This window comes from Ralstonia pickettii, assembly GCF_016466415.2.
Classification (GTDB): domain Bacteria; phylum Pseudomonadota; class Gammaproteobacteria; order Burkholderiales; family Burkholderiaceae; genus Ralstonia; species Ralstonia pickettii.
In genome coordinates this window covers 2175067-2194845 of sequence record NZ_CP066771.1, presented here as the reverse complement: position 1 = coordinate 2194845, position 19779 = coordinate 2175067, and the positions used below count along the sequence as shown (strand labels likewise).

Genomic DNA, 19779 nt, shown 5'->3' with positions numbered 1-19779 from the left:
GCTACAGCGTTCGGACGGGGTAGCGATGCTGATACCAGGCGGAGAACACCGTGATCGCAATCGAGATGGTCAGATAGGCCGCGGTGGCAAACGCAAACGCCTCAAAGCCGCGAAAGGTGGCGGACTCGACCTGCTGCGCCTGGTACATCAATTCGGCCACGCCGATGACCATGGCGATGCTGGAGTTCTTCCACAGGTTCAACGTTTGGCTGACCAGCGGCGGGACGGTCACGCGCAGCGATTGCGGCAGCACCACCAGCCGCATGGCCTGCAGGAACGAGAGCCCGAGCGCGCGGCTGGCTTCAAGCTGTTCCTTCGGAATCGAGCGGATGCCGCTGCGGATGTCCTCCGCCATATATGCAGCCGTGTAGAGCACGAGCGCAATGACGGCGCTCGCGGCCTCGTAGTTCATGCTGTAGAGCCAGTCCCGGATGAACTCCGGCAGGATCTGCGGCGCGCCGAAATACCAGAACAGCATGTGGGCAAGCAGCGGCACGTTGCGGATGGCTTCGACATAGGTCTGGCCGATGCCGCGCAGTGGTGCAGCCGGCGCCAGGCGCAGCAGCGCCACGACGATGGCAAGCGGCAGCGCCAGCACGAAGGCCAGTACGGAGAGCTTGATCGACAGGAAGAAACCGCTGACGAGCCACTGGTGATACTGCCCCGAGAGCAGCATCGACAAATCAAATTGGGGCATGGGAATTCACCGCCCGGACGCAGTTTAGATACCCGGTCCGGGCGGCCCGACCTGTAGCGATTAATCGATCTTGTCGGTAGAAATCTTGAAGGTGCGCTGCGGGAAGGCCATCTTGGTGTTCGGGCCAAACCACTTGTCGAACAGCTTTTGCGCCTCGCCGCTCTTTTCCATGCCGAGCAGCACGTCATCAACCTGCTTCTTGAAGGCCGGCTCGCCCTTGCGGATGCCCAGCGCCAGGTGTTCGGTCGACAGGTTTTGCGGCAGCAGCGCGTAATCCTTGGCTGCCGGGCCCATCTTGGCCATGTTGCCGATCAGGGTGGTTTCGTCGTTCACGTACGCGACGCCCTTGCCTTGCTGCAGGGCCAGCAGTGCCTGCGGGCTGTTGTCGAACGAGACAACGTCGGCGTTCTTGATGGTCTTGGCAATGTTGGCTTCCATGGTCGAACCCTTGACCGTCAGGAGCTTCTTGCCATCAAGCTGGGCGAGCGACGTGATGCCGCTGCTCTTCTTCACCATGGCCTTCTGGCCGGTGATGAAGGTCGACACCGAGAAGTCGATCTGTGCCTCGCGCTCCTTGTTGTGCGTGAGGGAGGCTGCCAGCAGATCCACGCGGCCTTGCTGCAGTTCGGGCAGGCGGGCGGCCACGGCCAGTTGCTTGAGCACGGGCTTGACGCCCAGGCTCTTGGCGATGGCGTCGCACATGTCGACGTCATAGCCGACGATCTCGCGGCTCATCGGGTCCTTCAGGAAGCTGAACGGCTCGTCGGTGCCGAGCACGCCGCAGACAAGCTCGCCCTTCTTCTTGATGTCGGAAACTTGATCAGCGTGCGCGGTGGTGGCGGCCAGGGTTGCCGCGGCCAGGATGGCGGCACCGGCAAATTGTGTCAGACGTCGGTTTGTTTTCATCGGATTTCCTCTTTGACGACTTGGGTGGTGGACAGTGTGCGAATCAGAACCGCCCGCGAGCATACCGGCGTATGCGTCTTTTGCATGCGCGGACTTCGGATAACCATATGACGCCAGGTGAAACGCCCAACTATAGTCCATGCCGCAGCGGCACAGATGGCAGGTGGCAAGCAGGGCGGGGTGCGGTGCACAGGCGGGATGTGGGGGGGCCGGGTTGCGCGCCCGCAGCCCGGTCAGGCTGGCGCAGCAAGGCAGGAGCTCGGCGGATGTTTCGTGAAATGAGACTTTGTCTGCCATTAATGACATGGCGGCCGACTGCGCTCCATCGGGGGATTCCCGGGGCAAAGCGGGCGCTTAAAGCGTGCCGCAAATCGATTCGTTGATGGGCACGTCGCCCACCGTTTCGTGGTCGTTGCCCCGATAGCGGTAGACCAGGCTCAAGCCCAGCCGCGTGAGGATGCGCACGTCGCCGTTGTTGCAGATGTTCTTCTGCAGGATCGGAACGAAATTCAGCCGAAAGCCCTGCGATGCGGCCGAGTGCGCCGCGTAGTTGGTCAGCGTGATGACGAAGACGAGGTTCTTCTTCTGCGCCAGCGAGCATTGCGCCAGCGCGGTCTCTCGGTCGAGCGGGACGGGGGTGAAGCGGTTGATCTCGGCGCAGGCCTGGGCGAGGGCGCGGTCTGCATTGCGGGCAGGGCCCGTGAGGGCCGGTACGCCGGCAGCGGCCGTGCTGCGACCCGTCGCGGCGCCCACCAGCATGCGGGCCAGTGGCGTCAGTTCCTGCATGGCTGTCGCCAACGGCGTCGATTGGGCCCATGCAAGGCTGGACAGCAACGGCAGGGCAAGCGCCAGGACGCACGAAGCACGCGCCCGGCGATGGCGGCCTTTCACATCCAGACCGGTGTGAATGGCGGTGTGTTGAGTCACAGACATCCTCTTTGCCCACGGAGCCACAATTTTATTGAAAAAACCGTCGGGATGCGAGGCGCGCAGCGCACTGACGCTGGCTCTTTTAACTCAGCTCAGGTCCGTACGCGCACCATGGCCGAAATGCGCTCGGCAGCCTGCTGCAGCGGACCGAGAAACTGCTTCGTCATCTGTTTGCCGGAAGTTCGGTTGGCCTGGCCGCTGATGTTCATGGCAGCGATGATGTCGCCCGCCCGATTGCGGATCGGTGCCGACAGCGAAATCAGCCCTTCCTCAAGCTCCTGGTCGACCAGCGCCCAACCCTGTTGGCGCACGCCGGCAATGACTTCTTTCAATGCGTCGACGTCTGTAATGGTGCGCTGCGTGCGTGCGCGGCGGTCCGACTCGCGCAGCGCAATGTCCAGCCGATCCTCGGGCAGACCCGACAGCAGCACGCGGCCCATCGACGTGCAGAACGCCGGCAGACGGCTGCCGACCGACAGGTTCAGCGCGATGATCTTCTGCGTGGGCACACGCAGGACGTAGACGATTTCCGTCCCATCCAGTACCGAGGCAGAGCAACTTTCGTGCACCGTCTGGACGAGCTCTTCCATCACCGGCTCGGCGAGGTTCCAGAACGGCATCGAGGTGAGGTAGGCGAACCCGAGGTCGAGGATCTTGGGCGTGAGGCGGAAGAGGCGGCCTTCAAAGGTGACATAGCCCAGGCTGACCAGCGTGAGAAGGATGCGGCGGGCGCCGGCGCGGGTCAGGCCCGTCGCCTCGGCCACTTCAGAAAGCGTTTGCTCCCGGCGCTCGGCATTGAACGCGCGGATGACCGACAGCCCTCGTGCAAAGGACTGGACGTAGGAATCGCTGGGTTTTTCGGTGGGCAGTTCGGCAGCAGACATGCAAAGAAGGCAAAAGCGGTGCAGTGGCCTCAAGACTACTGACATTGCCTCGATTTCGCCACTCGAACAGTTGATCGGGATGCGTACGCCTTGACACGCTCTGGACGGGAGGCGTAGATTAGTTCTTGGATCGAACGTTGGTTCGTACAGCGAACAAATGAGCGAAAGCAAACGTGGGCCGGACAGCAAAGGCCTGTGTCGATCCAATCCTCAACAGGAGACTCGCAGGCCGCTCGGTGGCGGCTCGGCCATGTCCGGCCCCTCGCGATGCTCCGACCCGCGCCAGCCATCGAGAATGTGCGGCGCCCTTGCCGGAGAATGCACGTGATCAACAAGCTTTGTCCGTCTGTGGAGGCCGCCCTGGCCGATATCCCGGACGGTGCCACCATCATGATCGGCGGGTTCGGTACCGCCGGCATGCCCTCGGAACTCATCGACGGGCTGATCGCGCATGGCGCGCGTGAGCTGACCATCATCAATAACAACGCCGGCAATGGCGAGACGGGCCTGGCCGCACTGCTCAAGGCGCGCCGCGTACGCAAGATCGTCTGCTCGTTCCCGCGCCAGGCCAATTCGTATGTGTTCGATGCGCTCTACCGTGCCGGCGAGATCGAACTGGAACTGGTGCCGCAAGGCAACCTGGCCGAGCGCATCCGCGCCGCAGGTGCCGGCATTGGCGGTTTTTTCTGCCCGACCGCCTACGGTACGCAATTGGCCGAAGGCAAGGAAACGCGCATCATCGACGGCAAGCCCTACGTGTTCGAGCTGCCGCTGACTGCCGACTACGCTCTCATCAAGGCCCTGCGCGCTGATCGCTGGGGCAACCTCGTCTATCGCAAGACCGCGCGCAACTTCGGGCCGGTGATGGCGATGGCGGCCAAGTGCACCATCGCGCAAGTCAGCGAGACGGTGGAGCTGGGCGAGCTGGACCCAGAGCACATCGTCACGCCGGGCATTTTTGTGAAGCGCGTCGTCCAGCTCGCCGCCGCCCAACCCGCCAAGGAGGCCGCATGACCGCCGAAACCACCACGAAAATCCAGCGCTGGGCGCGCGATCAGATTGCTGCGCGCGTAGCGAGCGATATCCCCGACGGCTCGGTCGTCAACCTGGGCATCGGCCTGCCGACGCTCGTGGCGAACCAGTTGCCGGCCGATCGCGAAATCATCCTGCATACCGAGAATGGCCTGCTCGGCATGGGCCCCGCGCCCGCGCCCGGGCAAGAAGACGAAGACCTCATCAACGCCGGCAAGCAGCCGGTCACGGTCAAGCCTGGCGCATCGTTCTTCCATCACGCCGATTCGTTTGCCATGATGCGGGGCGGCCATCTCGACTATTGCGTGCTCGGCGCCTTCCAGGTGTCGGCCACGGGTGACCTGGCCAACTGGCACACCGGAGCACCGGATGCCATCCCCGCCGTGGGCGGCGCGATGGACCTGGCTATTGGTGCCAAGCGCGTCTTGGTCATGATGGAGCACCAGACCAAGCAGGGCGAAAGCAAGATCGTGCCGTCGTGCACATACCCGCTGACGGGCATCGGCTGTGTCGATACCATCTACACCGATCTTGCCGTGATCGACATCACGCCCGAGGGGCTGGTGGTGCGCGAGATGGCCGACGGCCTCGATTTCGATACGCTGCAGACGATGACGGCGGCGCCGTTGCGTCGTGCCTAGAACCATTGGAGACAGAACCATCATGACCGAAGCCTTTATCTGCGACGCCATCCGGACTCCCATCGGCCGATATGGCGGCAGCCTGTCCGCCGTGCGCGCCGATGACCTGGGCGCGGTGCCGCTCAAGGCGCTGATGGCGCGCAACCCGCGGGTCGACTGGTCGGCCATCGACGACGTGATTTTCGGCTGCGCCAACCAGGCGGGCGAAGACAATCGCAACGTGGCGCGCATGTCGTCGCTGCTGGCCGGGTTGCCGGACAGCGTTCCAGGTTCGACCATCAACCGCCTGTGCGGCTCGGGCATGGACGCCACCGGCACCGCTGCGCGCGCCATCCGCTCGGGTGAGACCGCGCTGATGATCGCGGGCGGCGTCGAGAGCATGAGCCGCGCGCCGTTCGTGATGGGCAAGGCGGCCAGCGCCTTCTCGCGCGATGCTGCCATCTACGACACGACCATCGGCTGGCGCTTCATCAACCCGCTGATGAAGGCGCAGTACGGCGTCGACTCGATGCCGGAGACTGCCGAGAACGTCGCCACCGACTACAACATCAACCGCGAAGATCAAGACCGCTTCGCGCTGCGCAGCCAGGCGAGCGCCGCACGTGCGCAGGAAGACGGCACGCTCGCGCAGGAAATTACGCCGGTGACGATCCCGCAGAAGAAGGGCGATGCCATCGTTGTCAGCCGTGACGAGCATCCGCGCGCAACGACCATGGAAGCGCTCGCCAAGCTCAAGGGCGTGGTACGTCCGGACGGCACGGTGACGGCCGGCAATGCGTCGGGCGTGAACGATGGCGCGTGCGCGCTGCTCCTCGCCAATGAAGCGTCCGCCAAGCGCTTTGGCCTGACCCCGCGTGCGCGCATTGTCGGCATGGCCACCGCCGGCGTGCAGCCGCGCGTGATGGGCATTGGCCCGGCACCGGCGTCGCAGAAGCTGCTCAAGCAGCTCGGCTTGAGCATCGATCAGATGGATGTGATCGAGCTGAACGAGGCATTTGCCGCGCAGGGTCTAGCGGTGACGCGTCAACTGGGCCTGCGTGGTGACGACCCGCGCGTCAACCCGAACGGCGGCGCCATCGCACTCGGCCACCCGCTCGGCATGAGCGGTGCGCGCCTGGTGACGACGGCGATGTATCAGCTGCAACGCACGGGCGGACGCTATGCGCTGTGCACGATGTGCATCGGTGTGGGGCAGGGCATCGCGCTGGTGATCGAACGCGTTTGATACGGCCATGACCAGCGGACTGCTCGATCGCGCTTTCTCCACGCCAGCCATGTTGGCGGTGTGGTCCGATGCAGCCACCGTGCGCGCGATGCTCGATGTGGAGGCTGCGCTCGCCCAGGCCGAAGGCGCGCTTGGCGTGATTCCGGCCGAAGCCGTTGCGCCGATTCGCGCAGTGTGCGCCAAGGCGACGTTGGACTTGGAAGCGCTCGGCAATGCCGCGGCCAGCGCAGGCAACCTGGCGATCCCGCTGGTCAAGCAACTGACTGCCGCTGTCGCGCAGCATGATGAAAACGCCGCGCGCTACGTGCATTGGGGCGCCACCAGCCAGGACATCATCGATACCGGTCTGATGCTGCAGTGGCGGCAATCGGCGGACCTGATCGAAGCGGATCTGCTGAGACTGGCGGACGCGCTTGCTGCGCTGGCGCAACGTCATCGCAATACGCCGATAGTGGCGCGCACGTGGCTGCAGCAGGCGCTGCCGACAACGTTCGGGCGCAAGGTTGCGGGCTGGCTGGAAGCGGTGCATCGCGCGCAGGATCGCTTTACCGCGTTGCGCGCGCATGTGCCCGCATTGCAGTTTGGCGGGGCAGCGGGCACGCTCGCCAGCTTGGGTGAACATGCACGTGCTGTCGCTCAAACGCTGGCGCACGAGCTCAATCTGCCGCTGCCGACGCTCTCTTGGCACGGCGAGCAGGATCGAATCGCTGACATCGGCACGACGCTCGCGTTGCTGACCGGCACGCTGGGTCACTTCGCCCGCGATCTCTCACTGATGATGCAGACCGAGGTTGGCGAAGTTGCCGAGCCGTCCGCTGCGGGCAAGGGCGGTTCCTCCACCATGCCGCATAAGCGCAATCCGGTTGGCTGCGCGACCGTGCTGGCTGTGGCCACGCGCATGCCTGGCTTGGCGAGCACGCTGCTGGCTGCGCTGCCGCAGGAGCACGAACGTGCGCTCGGCGGTTGGCAGGCGCAGTGGGCGACGATGCGTGAGATGGCCTGCCTCGCAGCGGGCGCGCTCGATCGGATGTGCGACATCGTTGAGGGCTTGCAGGTCGACGCCGCTCGCATGCGCGCGAATCTCGACCTCACGCACGGCCTGATCCTCGGTGAAGCCGTGATGCTGGCGCTCGGTGCTGATCTTGGTCGCCTGCAAGCGCACCATGTGGTCGAAGCGGCCAGCCGCAAAGCGGTACACGAGCACAAGACGCTGCATGACGTACTGGCCGAGGATGCCGACGTCCTACGCATCTGGGGGGCCGACGCATCCCAGCGGCTGAGCGCGCTGCTCGACCCCACCCATTACCTTGGCGATGCGGGCGCCGCTGTTGACCGCGTGCTCGCAGAACACGCCCACCGCCACCCCTGAACACGTATTCCACGGAGACACCATGCCCTGGCTTGAACACGATAACGTCCGCCTGTATCACGAATTCGATGACGGCCCCGCCACGGGTAAGCCGGTGCTGGTGCTGTCGAACTCCCTCGGCACCAACCTGGGCATGTGGGAGCCGCAGCTCGAAGCGTTGCGCCAGCATTTCCGTCTGCTGCGCTATGACCAGCGTGGTCACGGCCAATCGAGCGTGCCGGACGCGCCGTTTGGCGTTGCTCAACTCGGCGGTGATGTGCTCGCGTTGCTCGACCACTACAACATTGAGCTTGCGCTGTTCTGCGGTCTGTCGATGGGCGGGTTGACCGGCCTGTGGCTGGCCGCACATCACGGCGAGCGCTTCCCGCGCATGGTCGTGACGAATACCGCCGCGCTCATCGGCACGCAGCAAAGCTGGAATACGCGCATCGCACAGGTCGAGCAGGGCGGCATGGCGAGCATTACTGAAACGGTGCTCGAGCGCTGGTTCACGCAGGGCTACCGGGATGCCAACGCTAGCCGCGTCGACATCGTCAAGGCAATGTTGCTGTCCACGCCGGATGCCGGCTACAACGGCAACTGCGCAGCCATTCGCGATGCAGATTTGCGCGCGCAATTGCCGAACATCCGCGTGCCGATGCTGGTGATTGGCGGCACGCACGATATTTCCACGCCGGCTGCACAGACCAAGCTCATTGCCGACGGCGTGCCCGGCGCCCAGTACATCGAGCTTTCAGCCGGCCACCTCGCCAACTGGGAGCAAGCCGACGGCTACACCGAAGCGCTGGTCAGCTTCTTGACGACCGGCGTTGCGCGCGAGGTTGCCCATGGATGATCGCGAACGCTACGCCGCGGGCATGGAAGTGCGCCGCGCCGTGCTGGGCGATGCCCACGTCGACCGGGCCAACGCCGCGCAGACCGAGCTGACGGCTCCGTTTCAGGACCTCATCACGCGCTACGCCTGGGGTGAAATCTGGACACGCCCCGGCTTGCCGCGCCACACGCGCAGCCTGCTGACGATCGCCATGATGGTCGCCCTCGGCCGCGACGGCGAGTTGCGCCTGCACCTGCGCGCTGCCGCCAACAACGGCGTTACGCGCGACGAGATTCAGGAAACGCTGCTGCAGACCGCAATCTACTGCGGCGTGCCGGCTGCCAACCATGCCTTCCACCTCGCACAGACGGTGTTTGCCGAGATGGATGCGGAGGGCGCTGCGAAAAAGTAATACCGCCGTCTCCGGGGAGACGCCACGCAACACACCGGGCAAACCGGCCGCCGAGCTGGAAAAAAGCCCAAGGAGGAGACCCATGCTCAGCGCATTGGGTGTGTTGTTCGACGGGCTGGCCTACGGCAGCCTGCTGTTCCTGATCAGTATCGGGCTGTCGGTCACGATGGGCCTGATGAACTTCATCAACCTTGCGCACGGGGCGTTCGCCATGGCGGGCGGCTATGTGTGCGTGGTGCTGATGAACCGCCTCGGCGTGCCGTTTCTGGCGACGCTGCCCATCGCTTTCGTGGTCACCGCAATCATCGGCTTTGTGCTCGAATGCACGCTGTACCGGCGGCTCTATCGCGCGAGCCCGCTCGATCAGGTGCTGTTCTCCATCGCGCTCGTTTTCATGGCGATGGCGGGTGCGACTTACGTGTGGGGGCCGTCGCAGCAGCCTGTCGAACTACCGGAGATGCTGCGCGGGCAATGGCGGGTTTTCGATAGCGGATTGGAAGTCGGGCGCTATCGCGTCTTCCTGATTGGCGTCGTGATTGCGCTGACGGCGCTGCTCGCGTGGCTGATCGAGCGCACGCGCTTCGGCGCACAGGTGAGGGCGTCCGTGGACAACCAGCAGGCGTCTGCAGGCCTGGGCATCAACGTGAGCCTGGTGTTTTCCGTCACGTTCGCGCTGGGCTCGGGGTTGGCAGGGCTGGGCGGCGGATTGGGCATCGACGTGCTCGGGCTCGATCCAGCCTTCCCGATCAAATACATGGTGTATTTCCTGCTGGTGGTGGCCGTCGGCGGTGCGGGTTCCATCAAGGGCACATTGCTGGCCGCGCTCGTGCTAGGCGTGTTCGACGTGGCGGGCAAGTACTACGTGCCGGACGTGGGCGCGTTCGTCATCTACGGGTTGATGGTCGTGCTGCTCGTGCTCTTCCCGGGCGGTTTGCTGGGGAGGCGCGCATGAGTGGGCTGCAGCAATTGAGGCGGTCTGCACGGCCTGTTGAGGGCTCTGCGGCGCATGGGTTGCCGCAAGCGCGTTGGTCGCCGTTTGAGATCGCGTTCTGGTGCGTGCCGATCGCGGTGTTCTTTCTTCTTCCGGATTACCTCGTCTTCGGCAGCCAGGTGTTGATCGTCGGGCTGTTTGCGTTGTCGCTCGACCTGGTGCTCGGCTATGCGGGCATCGTGTCGCTCGGACATGCAGGCTTCTTCGGGCTTGGCGCCTATACCGCCGGACTGCTCGCGGCACATGGCTGGGGTGAACCGCTCACCGGTCTGGCCGCGGGCGCTGTCGTCGCTGCGCTGGCCGGCTTCTGTGTGAGCTTTCTCGTCGTGCGCGGGCAGGATCTGACACGACTCATGGTCACGCTCGGCATCGGCCTGATGCTGTATGAAGCGGCCAACAAGATGGCGTTTCTCACGGGCGGTGTTGACGGCCTTTCCGGTGTGACGATGCACAAGCTGCTCGGCACATTTGAGTTCGATCTGGAGGGGCGCACGGCTTACTTGTATAGCTTGGTCGTGCTGTTTCTGGTGTTTGGAGGGTTGCGTCGCCTGGTGCGCTCGCCGTTCGGGTTGTCGCTGCGCGGCATTCAGCAGGGGCCGAAGCGCATGCCAGCCATCGGCGCGAATGTTCGCATGCGGCTGGTGGCCGCGTTCACCGTCAGCGCAGCGATTGCCGGTGTCGCAGGCGGGCTGCTCGCGCAGACCACGCAATTTGTCGGTCTGGATTCGCTGGGCTTCTCGCGCTCGGCAGAGTTGCTGATCATGCTCGTGCTGGGCGGTGCAGGCCGGTTGTACGGCGCGTTGATTGGCGCAGCGGTGTTCATGATTGCGCAGGACGTGTTGGCCGGCATCAATCCCGTCTACTGGCAGTTCTGGATCGGCCTGCTGCTGATGGTGAGCGTGTTGTTTGCGCGGGGCGGCATTCTCGGTGGGCTGGAAACTGCGGTGTCTGCGGTCAGCGCGCGGCGCGCTCGCAAGGGAGGTGCTTCATGACTGCCCCCACGATCCATCCTCCGCCCACATTGAGCACGCGTGGCCTGTCCAGGCGCTGGGGCGGCTTTCACGCCAATTCCGATATCTCGCTGTCTTTTGCGCCCGGCGCGCGCCACGCGCTGATCGGGCCGAACGGCGCGGGCAAGACAACCTTCATCAATCTGCTCACCGGCACGCTCGCACCCACTGCGGGCCAAGTGCTGCTGGATGATGAAGACATCACCCGCCTGCCCGCACACCAGCGCGTCAAGCGCGGCATCACGCGCACTTTCCAGATCAACACGTTGTTTCCGGGATTGACGGTGCTGGACTCGGTGATGCTCGCCATCTTCGAGCGCACGGGCGCGTCGTGGCATTGGCATCGCACCGTTGCATCGCATAAGGACGCCCGCGACGAAGCGATGGCATTGCTGTGCCGCTTGCAACTCGGTGCCGACGCGCTGGCGCCCACGCATGCGTTGCCTTACGGCAAACAGCGCCTGGTGGAGATCGCCCTGGCGCTCGCGACGCACCCACGCATCCTGCTTCTCGACGAGCCTGCCGCCGGTATCCCAAGCGGACAAAGCACCGAACTGTTCGAGGTCATCGCCAGCCTGCCGCGCGACATCACGATCCTCTTCATCGAGCACGACATGAACCTTGTCTTCCGCTTTGCCGAGCGGATCACCGTGCTGCTGGCCGGCCGCGTGCTGACTGAAGGCACGCCGCAGGAGATCGCGGCCGACCCGCGTGTGCGCGAGGTCTACCTCGGGGAGGTTGAGCATGCGTGAACTGTTGTCGCTCGAAAATGTGACCGCCGGCTACGGCAATGCTGTCGTGCTGGACGATGTGTCGTTCGCCCTCGAAGCAGGCGGCAGCCTTGCGCTGCTGGGCCGCAATGGTGTCGGCAAGACCACGCTGCTCGCCACGCTGATGGGCTTCACGCGCCTGCACTGCGGGCGTATCCGCTGGCTGGGCGTGGATATCGCCAAGGTGCCGCCACACCGGCGTGCCCGCGCAGGGCTCGGCTGGGTGCCGCAGGAGCGGTGGATGTTTCCGTCGCTGACGGTGGAAGAGCATCTGTCAGCCGTGGCGCGACCCGGGGCCTGGGATGTGGCGCGCGTCTACAAGACGTTTCCGCGCCTTCAAGAGCGGCGCCGCAATCTCGGCAATCAGCTCTCAGGCGGCGAGCAGCAGATGGTCGCCATCGCTCGCGCGCTGATGACGAATCCCGCACTGCTGCTGTTGGATGAACCGATGGAAGGCCTCGCACCGATCATCGTGCAGGAGCTTGGCCGCGCTATCCGCGCGCTCGTTGAGGAGGGGGGTATGGCGGTGATCCTGGTGGAGCAGCATGCGCGTCTGGCGCTGCAGCTCACGCAGCGTGCGCTGGTGCTCGATCGAGGCCGCGTCGTGCACGCATCAGCCAGCGCCGATCTGCTGGCCGATGCGCCGTTACTGCAACGGCTCGTGGCTGTTGCGTAGTGCTTACTTGCCGGGATCCTTCACGTCGGCAAACTTGTCGAACTCGACGTTGTACAGCTCGTTGCCGACCTTTTCCACCTTGCGGATGTAGACCGTTTGCACCACATCACGCGTGGCCGGGTCGATGGTGATCGGCCCGCGCGGGCTGTCGATCTTCATGCCCTTGAAGGCGGCCATGGCCTTCTCCCCGTCGATCTTGCCGCCGAGCTTGTTGATCACGTTGTAGATCGCGCCGATGCCGTCATACGCGGCCACTGCCATGAAGTTCGGGCGGCCCGCGCCCGGATTGGCCTCCGCAAAGGCTTTCAGGAAGGTCTTGTTCTGCGGCGAGTCGTGCGCGGCGGAGTAATGGAACGACGTGATGACACCCAGCGTCGCGTCGCCCATGGCCGGGAGCACGTGGTCGTCGGTCAGGTCGCCCGTTGCGATGACCTTGATGCCGGCCTGCGCCAATCCGCGCTCGCGGAAACCCTTCATGAATGCCACGCCTTGCTCGCCGGCCGGCAGGAAGACGAACACGGCTTGCGGCTTGGCATCTTTCACGCGTTGGATGAACGGCGCGAATTCAGGATTGCGCAGTGGCACGCGCACGGCTTCCACGACCTGGCCCCCGCCGGCGGTGAACGTTTGTTTAAATGCGTTCTCCGCATCGATGCCGGGCGCGTAATCGGCAACCACAGTGGCCACCTGCTTGATGCCGTTCTTCAGGGCCCACGAGGCAATCGGCGTGGAGATCTGCGGCAGCGTCATCGACACACGCGTCACATAGTCCGACTTGGTGGTGATTGACGACGATGCGGCATTGAAGATCACCATCGGTTTTTTGGCTTCCTGCGCGATGGGCGCCACCGCCAGTGCTTCCGGCGTGAGGCCAAAGCCCGCAAGGAAATCCACCTTGTCGCGTACCACCAGCTCCTGCGCAAGGCGCTTGGCGACGTCCGGCACGGGGCCAGTCGTGTCCTTCACGATGATCTGCACCTGCCGCCCACCGGCGGTCGTGCCGTGCAGCCTCTGATACGCCTTGATGCCGTCTTCCATCTGCTTGCCATAGTCGGCAAAGGGGCCGGAGAAGGGGGCGATCAGGCCAATCTTGATCGGCTCGTCCGCAAAGGCGGGCAGGCCGGTCATCAGCGTACCGGCAACGACAGTCAGCAGCACACGACGTCTCATGAAGGTCTCCAAAGGTTGATCGGCAAGCGTGAGCCGAAAAAACACAGTGGCGTCGCCTGCGCGTGCCGACGATCCTAAAGGCTCTGTGTTCGCATTGCAATCGAGTGTTTGGATTGTGAACACTTAAGCCGGGTCGGTTACTTCGTGTTCTTGCGTTTGGCGGGTCGATGGCCGGGTTCGCGCCATTCATCCGCCTCATCGTTGAACAGCGACGACACGAGGGTCCGGAGCCACTGACTGCGCGCGTCATTGTGAAACTTGCGATGCCAGTGCTGCTTGAGATCGAAGCTCGGCAGCTCCAGCGGCGGCTCCATCACGCAGATGTTGGCGTGCGATTGCATGAACGACAGGCCCACCGCGTGCGGCACCGTCGCAATCAAGTCCGTGCGCGCCAGGATGAACGGGATGCTCATGAAATGCGGTGTGAGCAGAGCAGGTGTCCGTCGGATGCGTTTGCGCTCCAGAAAGCGTTCATACAGTTCCTGGCTGCGGCCTTCTGCGCGCACCACGGCGTGGCCATATTCCAGAAACTGCGCCATCGATAGCTTCGTGTTGCCGCCGCACGTGACGGGATGGTCGGCCCGCACGATGCACGTGAAGTAATGCGTAAACAACCGCTGCTGGAAAAAGTTGTTCTTCTTCAGGTCGGGGAAGTAACCAACAGCCAGGTCGAGCGAACCGGTCTCCAGCGCGCGCTCGATCTGCGCGGGCGGCAGCGACACGGACTGCACCGACGCCCGCGGCGCGTGCCGAGCCATCGCCTCGACAATGCGCGGCAAGAACACCATCTCACCCACGTCCGACAACGAGATCGAGAACGTGTGGGTGGTTGTGGCCGGATCGAACGCCCCGGTCTCGAGTATGCCTTCCTGCACACGGGCCAGCACGTCGCGCGCCGCGGGAATGAGCGCCAGCGCCCGTGGCGTCGGCTCCATGCCGCGCGAGGTGCGCACGAACAGCGGGTCGTCGAATGCCGCGCGCAGCTTGCCCAGCGCCGTGCTCACGCCCGGCTGGCTCATGCCGAGCTGTTGCGCGGCCATGCTCACGCTGCGCGCGTCGTGCAGCGCGAGCAGAATCGGCAACAAGTTCAGATCGAAGTTGGGCACGGTGGACATGGCAATCAAACTATCTGAATTAGCGATAAAGTTTATCGCCAATATTGCATTGTGCGATATCAAGATGCGCGTAAACAATGGTTGCCACAACGATTCCAAATCCATCCGGAGACAACCATCATGCGCACCCAGGTCGCCATCATTGGCGCAGGTCCGGCAGGCCTTTTGCTCGGACAGCTTCTGCACCGCAACGGCATCGACGCCGTCATCCTCGAAACCAAGAGCCGCGCGTACGTTGAGGAGCGCATCCGCGCCGGCGTGTTGGAGCAAGGCACGGTCGACGTGCTCAACGAAGCGGGCGTGGGCGAGCGCATGAGGCGCGAGGGGCTTGTGCACCACGGTATCGACCTGCTGTTTGGTGGCAAGCGCCATCGCATCGACCTGACGGCGATGTCGTGCGGTCGCTCGATCACGGTCTATGGGCAGCACGAGGTGGTGAAGGATCTGATTGCCGCACGTGTGGAGCAAGCCGCGCCGCTGTTGTTCGATGTGAGCGAGGTGTCGGTGCACGATATTGAGTCGGCCACGCCTTCGGTGCAGTTCGTCCACGACGGCGTGCAGCAGACATTGCAATGCGATTACATCGCCGGATGCGATGGCTTTCACGGCATCTGCAGGCAGGCGATTCCCGCGCAGCGGCAAGCGGTGTTCGAACGCGTCTATCCGTTTGCGTGGCTTGGCATCCTGGCGGAAGCCGAACCGGCGGCGGAAGAGCTGATCTACGCAAACCATGATCGCGGCTTTGCGCTCTTCAGCATGCGCTCACCCAAGATCACGCGGCTTTACCTGCAATGCAAGCCGGACGAGAACCTAGCTGAATGGTCGGATGCGCGCATCTGGGACGAGCTGCACACGCGCCTGGAAAACAACGACGGCTGGCGCCTGAAGGAAGGTCCGATTCTGCAGAAGAGCGTCACGCCGATGCGCAGCTTCGTCTGCGAGACGATGCAGTACGGGCGTCTGTTCCTGGCAGGCGATGCTGCGCACATCGTGCCGCCTACCGGCGCGAAGGGCATGAACCTCGCCGTTGCCGATGTGCGCGTCCTGGCACAGGCGCTCACGGCACGCTACAAGCAGAACGACACCACCCAGCTTGCAGGCTACGCCGAGCGCTGCCTGCAACGCGTCTGGCGCGCGGAGCACTTCTCTTGGTGGATGACGTCGATGCTGCATCGCTTTGACGACCACACGCCGTTCATGCAGAAGCTGCAGCGCGCCGAGCTGGACTACGTAACCAGCACAGCGGCCGGCGCGCGCGTGCTGGCCGAAAACTACGTCGGCCTGCCGTTTGCCGATGCGCCGGCCGGTGCGTCGTTGAGCGTGGTCAGTAATTCCAGGGCGGCGTAGTCGTCGGCTTGGACAGCGCAATGCGCGAGACCAGCGGGCGGAAGCCTTGCCCGCGCGACGCCGTGTAGACCTTCTGCGCGTTGGCGGTCTGCAACGCATAGTCGATCGTAAAGACAGGCACGTTGCCGGCGCAGTATTTCTGCAACTGGTCGATGGTCCATTGCGTGTCATCGGCACTCGCTGCCCTGTCGCCGCCGGAGGCGCTGCCCCACGCGGCGCCCGAGCTGCCGCCAAACCATGTGTCTTCCTGCGAGATGCCATCGATCGTTGCCAGCAGCGTTGATCCACCACCGTCGTCAAACAACGAGGATGCGTTCTGCTGGATCACTGCAAACTGCGGGTTGATGGCGCGACCCGCCGCTCGGATCTTGGCGATGAAATCGACCATGGCCTGGGCCGGATCGATGCCTGCCACCTGGGCTGCGGCCGCCACAGAAGGCTCGGCGTACGCCTCGACCCAATCCAGATAGACGCCATCGAACCCCTCGCGCGCCAGTTGTGCGACGGCGCCGTTCGGCCCAAGCCAGAGCGCTTGCCAGCGCGGGTCCCAGAACGCGACGGGGTAGTCGCCGGCCCAGCCATCGGGGTCGGCCTTGATGATGAAGTCTGGTGTGCCTGGTCCGTTCGCTGTGGGCGCCTTCCAGCTTGATGTCCAATAGGTGCGGAAGTCTTCGGCTTCGCCAATGTCGATGTAGGCGAGCACCTTGCGCGCCGAGCCGTCAGGCTTGGTGCGCAGGCGCGCCACCATGTCGACGGTGTTGAAGTCCTCCAAACCTTTGACGGTGTTGTTGGCTTCGATCACCATCATGTCGTATGGCTGCGCGTCGAGTGCATCGATCTGCGCGCTGGTGGTCATGCCCTGCAGTTGATACATCCACGTCTGCACGCCTGCCAGTGGCGAGGTGCCGTTGGCTCCGCAAGCCGGTGTGGTGTCTGCGGTGGCTGCAGCCATGGCTTTTGACCCGGCATTCGCTGCATTGGGAACTCCCCCGGCTTGCGGGCTCAACGACGAACCACCGTCGCCACCGCAGGCAGACAGCATCAGCCCGGCACACACCAGGGCAATCGGAGAGATCAGGCGCATTGTCATCTTGAGAGGGGTGGGTGAGGAGTGTCTTGATCAGACTGAGTGCATCCGTTTGGATGCCACGGCAAGCACCAATTCAAGCTAGCACAATCGGATTACGCCGACATTGCCGTGAAATGGCGACGTTATGAAACTTCTTTAGACCAGCGTTCGTGATCGCTCCGAAGGCTTTGCTTTGGGTGATCGGCATGCGCATGTTGTGCCGTGCCCGAAGTCAAACGTTGCAGTCGCTTTCATCGCCATGCAAAACGCACGGGTGTATAGTCAGACAGCACTCGACGTTCAAGAAGGGGGCATTTCAGATGGACACTTCGCCGGCGGGCCAATACAAAGGCTTCGACATTTATCCGTTGGCTTTCCAACATGAACGCACGGCACGCTGGCCCGAGGCCAGGGAGGACCGTAGCTACAACGCAGCCGTGATGATCTGTCGGGCAGGGGAGTCGCCCGAACCCGGGCAGACCCAGGTCTTCCGCCTATCGGGGGATCGGCAATTCAGCAATGTGGGCGCTGCGCGCATTGCTGCGCTGCGCTTCGCTGAGAGCATCATCGATGGCGACGTTCCTGAACTGTCGCTTCCTGCTGACGGGGCCTGAAACCGCGGAACGCGCCCGTGGTAGAATACTGGGCGAATCCGGCTCTCCGTCGGGCCCGTCATGGCCGGTGGTAGCTGAGTCCAGCACCGGGGAATACCCCGCGCCGAGTCGGGCGGCGCGCATCTGCGACCGCCACCCATCCTCGCTCTCGCTTGCACGAAGCGACGCCCGCCATAGGCATGCGCAATTTATGTTTCGTGCAACTCGGTACCCCCCAAGCCCGCTGTCCGGGCAGATGATCGCGGCGTACCGCTGCATGCCGGTCCAGGCGTGCGGCGTGGTTCGGGTGGGTCATCACATCATTGCAACCATCGGCGCAGCCGCGTGCTGCATACAAAGGAACAAGTTTGGCCAAGGAAGAACTGATTGAATTTGAAGGGGTGGTGTCTGAAGCACTACCCGACAATCGTTTTCGCGTGCAGTTGGAAAACGGCGTGGAAATCTGGGCTTACGCATCGGGCAAGATGCAGAAGCACCGCATCCGCATTCTCGCGGGCGACCGCGTGAAGCTGGAAATGTCGCCGTACGACCTCACGAAGGGTCGCATCAACTACCGGCACAAGTAAGAACGGCTGTGCCGCCAAGACGTCCACCCCGTGGGCGTTTCGAAGAAACCGCGTGTCTGCCCGACCCGCGGTTTTTTTATTATTGTTGCGTAAGCAGCGTTAAATTTCGTTGATCTCCAGACAACATCCGGTATCATCCCGCTTGGCTGCCGACGGGGGGAACACAGTTGGCAGCCAACTGAAGTGCAGGGCTTGTTATATTTTTCAAGCCGCGAGCAGCCCTCGGGTGTGCCCGCGCCAGCTGTACCAGTCCATCAATAAGCGCACGGCCGTTGATCGATCTATCGACTCAGCAGGACCTCTAATCGCGCATCCATTCGCCGACCGGGGCGTCATCTGACGCTCGCACCCGTTCGGTGTTCAGTGTGTCAAGGAAGTCACACCACATCGGGATACCGCACAGGTAGGACGGCGCTTGTCCATCGACGTACTGGGCGTAAGGTTTTGCGTCCGAGGGAATAGAAAATCACAATGTTGGAAACCAAGAAAGCAGCACAGAGAGCGGCGCGCATGAGCCTGCGCGCTTTGGTAGGTCTGACGGCGGCGGTGACGCTGACAGGCCTGGGAACACAAACCGCCTCGGCGCAGGCTACACGTCCGAAGGCACCGATCTACGGCGTCACGGTTGACGACGTCAGTAACATCAACGCGATCGTGGCCTCGCTCACGCACCTGCCGTACAAGCCGACCGTGCGCGTGGTCTTTGACCCGGGTATGTCGGCTGCGCAGTACTATCCGGCGCTCGTCAAACTTCATGCTGTCGCCTATGTGATGGGCGAGATCATGGACTCGTACTACTTCCCGAGCGATCTGCAGACGTACACCGACCGTACCAACGAGTTGGTGGGCACGCTGAAGAACGTGGTGGACGTGTGGGAGATCGCTAACGAGATCAATGGGGAGTGGCTGCGCGCGGACCCGACCGGCCCGAATTCGGTGGCCGCAAGCGAAGAGCAGGACATCGGCAACATGGTCGCGGCGGCGCATGACATCGTGAAAGCTGCAGGCGGCCTGACCGCGGTCACGATGTACTACAACGACGACGGCAAGGGCACCAACTGCTATGAGCTGCCGATGGACTCGTGGCGTACCTGGGCACAGACGTATTTGCCCGCACGTGTACGTCAGGGTGCTGACTACGCGCTGTTCAGCTACTACCCGTACCAGGACTGTCCCGGTTTGCATCCGACGTGGGCAAACGATTTCAAGTTGCTCGAAAGCATCTTCCCGGTGGCAAAGGTGGGCTTCGGCGAAATCGGCACGTCCAGCACATCGGCTCCGGCATCGGTACAGCAGAGCCTGATCAAGTCGTACTACCCGATGGGCACCACCACGATGGCGGCCGACCCGCGCTTTATCGGTGGCTACTTCTGGTGGAACTACGCTGAACAGATGCTCCCGTACAGCACCAGCTCGTACTGGAGCCTGCTGAGCAACACCGTCAAGCCGTTGGCAGCACCGCGATAAGAAGGGGCTGCAGCCTCTCCTCGCAAAAGGGGTGGAATTCCGCGCCGGACGGACGGGACACGATCCGGCAACAA

At 63.5% G+C, this 19779-nt stretch carries 21 protein-coding genes; 14 read left to right on the top strand and 7 right to left on the bottom strand.

All coding sequences use genetic code 11. The features are described 5' to 3' along the window. Window position 1: 1 nt before the first annotated feature. The 4 genes from RP6297_RS10340 to RP6297_RS10325 form a co-directional block, all read right to left on the bottom strand. Complete coding sequence (locus RP6297_RS10340; protein ID WP_037028342.1) at window positions 2–697, bottom strand: amino acid ABC transporter permease; 696 nt, start codon at window positions 695–697, stop codon at window positions 2–4. Between the two features lie 60 nt (window positions 698–757). Further along, window positions 758–1603 carry an ABC transporter substrate-binding protein gene (locus RP6297_RS10335; RefSeq protein WP_012762462.1) on the bottom strand — a complete coding sequence of 282 codons (846 nt, stop codon included), beginning with the start codon at window positions 1601–1603 and terminating at the stop codon, window positions 758–760. Window positions 1604–1957: 354 nt separating this feature from the next. Beyond that, a complete protein-coding gene (locus RP6297_RS10330) occupies window positions 1958–2536 on the bottom strand; it encodes a hypothetical protein (protein WP_037028344.1) in 579 nt (192 codons plus the stop codon). Window positions 2537–2625: 89 nt separating this feature from the next. Further along, entirely contained in the window at window positions 2626–3417 is a 792-nt protein-coding gene (locus RP6297_RS10325) for an IclR family transcriptional regulator (protein ID WP_004631139.1), read from the bottom strand. Window positions 3418–3741: 324 nt separating this feature from the next. Between RP6297_RS10325 and RP6297_RS10320 the strand changes: the two genes are divergently transcribed. From RP6297_RS10320 to RP6297_RS10275, 10 genes are all read left to right on the top strand, one after another. Beyond that, a complete protein-coding gene (locus tag RP6297_RS10320; RefSeq protein ID WP_037028818.1) occupies window positions 3742–4431 on the top strand; it encodes a 3-oxoacid CoA-transferase subunit A in 690 nt (229 codons plus the stop codon). Continuing rightward, a complete protein-coding gene (locus RP6297_RS10315; RefSeq protein WP_037028346.1) occupies window positions 4428–5090 on the top strand; it encodes a CoA transferase subunit B in 663 nt (220 codons plus the stop codon). Before RP6297_RS10320 ends, RP6297_RS10315 begins: the two co-directional genes overlap by 4 nt. 22 nt (window positions 5091–5112) lie before the next feature. Further along, window positions 5113–6315 (top strand): 3-oxoadipyl-CoA thiolase, encoded by a 1203-nt coding sequence (pcaF, locus tag RP6297_RS10310; protein ID WP_037028349.1) that lies wholly within the window; start codon window positions 5113–5115, stop codon window positions 6313–6315. 7 nt (window positions 6316–6322) lie between these two features. After that, window positions 6323–7684, top strand: coding sequence for a 3-carboxy-cis,cis-muconate cycloisomerase (locus RP6297_RS10305; protein ID WP_037028352.1), 1362 nt, complete (start codon window positions 6323–6325; stop codon window positions 7682–7684). A 22-nt stretch (window positions 7685–7706) separates the two neighbouring features. Beyond that, window positions 7707–8519, top strand: coding sequence for a 3-oxoadipate enol-lactonase (gene pcaD / locus RP6297_RS10300; protein ID WP_037028355.1), 813 nt, complete (start codon window positions 7707–7709; stop codon window positions 8517–8519). Next, window positions 8512–8910 carry a 4-carboxymuconolactone decarboxylase gene (gene pcaC, locus RP6297_RS10295; RefSeq protein WP_037028357.1) on the top strand — a complete coding sequence of 133 codons (399 nt, stop codon included), beginning with the start codon at window positions 8512–8514 and terminating at the stop codon, window positions 8908–8910. Before pcaD ends, pcaC begins: the two co-directional genes overlap by 8 nt. Window positions 8911–8992: 82 nt before the next feature. Then, window positions 8993–9862 (top strand): branched-chain amino acid ABC transporter permease, encoded by an 870-nt coding sequence (locus RP6297_RS10290; RefSeq protein WP_037028359.1) that lies wholly within the window; start codon window positions 8993–8995, stop codon window positions 9860–9862. After that, entirely contained in the window at window positions 9859–10893 is a 1035-nt protein-coding gene (locus RP6297_RS10285) for a branched-chain amino acid ABC transporter permease (protein WP_037028362.1), read from the top strand. Before RP6297_RS10290 ends, RP6297_RS10285 begins: the two co-directional genes overlap by 4 nt. Further along, window positions 10890–11663 carry an ABC transporter ATP-binding protein gene (locus RP6297_RS10280; protein WP_037028365.1) on the top strand — a complete coding sequence of 258 codons (774 nt, stop codon included), beginning with the start codon at window positions 10890–10892 and terminating at the stop codon, window positions 11661–11663. The genes RP6297_RS10285 and RP6297_RS10280 overlap by 4 nt, the downstream gene beginning before the upstream one ends. Further along, window positions 11656–12357: an ABC transporter ATP-binding protein gene (locus RP6297_RS10275; protein ID WP_012762453.1), complete on the top strand. Its 702-nt coding sequence runs from the start codon at window positions 11656–11658 to the stop codon at window positions 12355–12357. The genes RP6297_RS10280 and RP6297_RS10275 overlap by 8 nt, the downstream gene beginning before the upstream one ends. A 3-nt stretch (window positions 12358–12360) precedes the next feature. On the opposite strand, the gene RP6297_RS10270 is transcribed toward RP6297_RS10275, so the two are convergent. Then, on the bottom strand, window positions 12361–13527 hold the full coding sequence (locus tag RP6297_RS10270) for an ABC transporter substrate-binding protein (RefSeq protein ID WP_037028367.1): 1167 nt from the start codon (window positions 13525–13527) through the stop codon (window positions 12361–12363). Window positions 13528–13664: 137 nt separating this feature from the next. Then, window positions 13665–14642, bottom strand: a complete 978-nt coding sequence (locus RP6297_RS10265; RefSeq protein ID WP_037028371.1) for a LysR family transcriptional regulator — start codon at window positions 14640–14642, stop codon at window positions 13665–13667. A gap of 120 nt (window positions 14643–14762) precedes the next feature. Here RP6297_RS10265 and pobA point away from each other — a divergent pair, with 120 nt between their 5' ends. Next, window positions 14763–15989 (top strand): 4-hydroxybenzoate 3-monooxygenase, encoded by a 1227-nt coding sequence (gene pobA / locus RP6297_RS10260; RefSeq protein ID WP_037028373.1) that lies wholly within the window; start codon window positions 14763–14765, stop codon window positions 15987–15989. Here the strand turns inward: pobA and RP6297_RS10255 are convergent. Continuing rightward, entirely contained in the window at window positions 15967–17073 is a 1107-nt protein-coding gene (locus RP6297_RS10255) for an endo alpha-1,4 polygalactosaminidase (RefSeq protein WP_037028375.1), read from the bottom strand. The two genes, pobA and RP6297_RS10255, sit on opposite strands and share 23 nt — an antisense overlap. Window positions 17074–17378: 305 nt before the next feature. Between RP6297_RS10255 and RP6297_RS10250 the strand changes: the two genes are divergently transcribed. From RP6297_RS10250 to RP6297_RS10240, 3 genes are all read left to right on the top strand, one after another. Then, entirely contained in the window at window positions 17379–17672 is a 294-nt protein-coding gene (locus RP6297_RS10250; RefSeq protein WP_004631110.1) for a hypothetical protein, read from the top strand. 347 nt (window positions 17673–18019) lie between these two features. Beyond that, window positions 18020–18238 (top strand): translation initiation factor IF-1, encoded by a 219-nt coding sequence (gene infA / locus RP6297_RS10245; RefSeq protein WP_004631109.1) that lies wholly within the window; start codon window positions 18020–18022, stop codon window positions 18236–18238. Between the two features lie 471 nt (window positions 18239–18709). After that, window positions 18710–19705, top strand: a complete 996-nt coding sequence (locus tag RP6297_RS10240) for a hypothetical protein (protein WP_037028378.1) — start codon at window positions 18710–18712, stop codon at window positions 19703–19705. The last annotated feature ends 74 nt before the right edge of the window (window positions 19706–19779 follow it).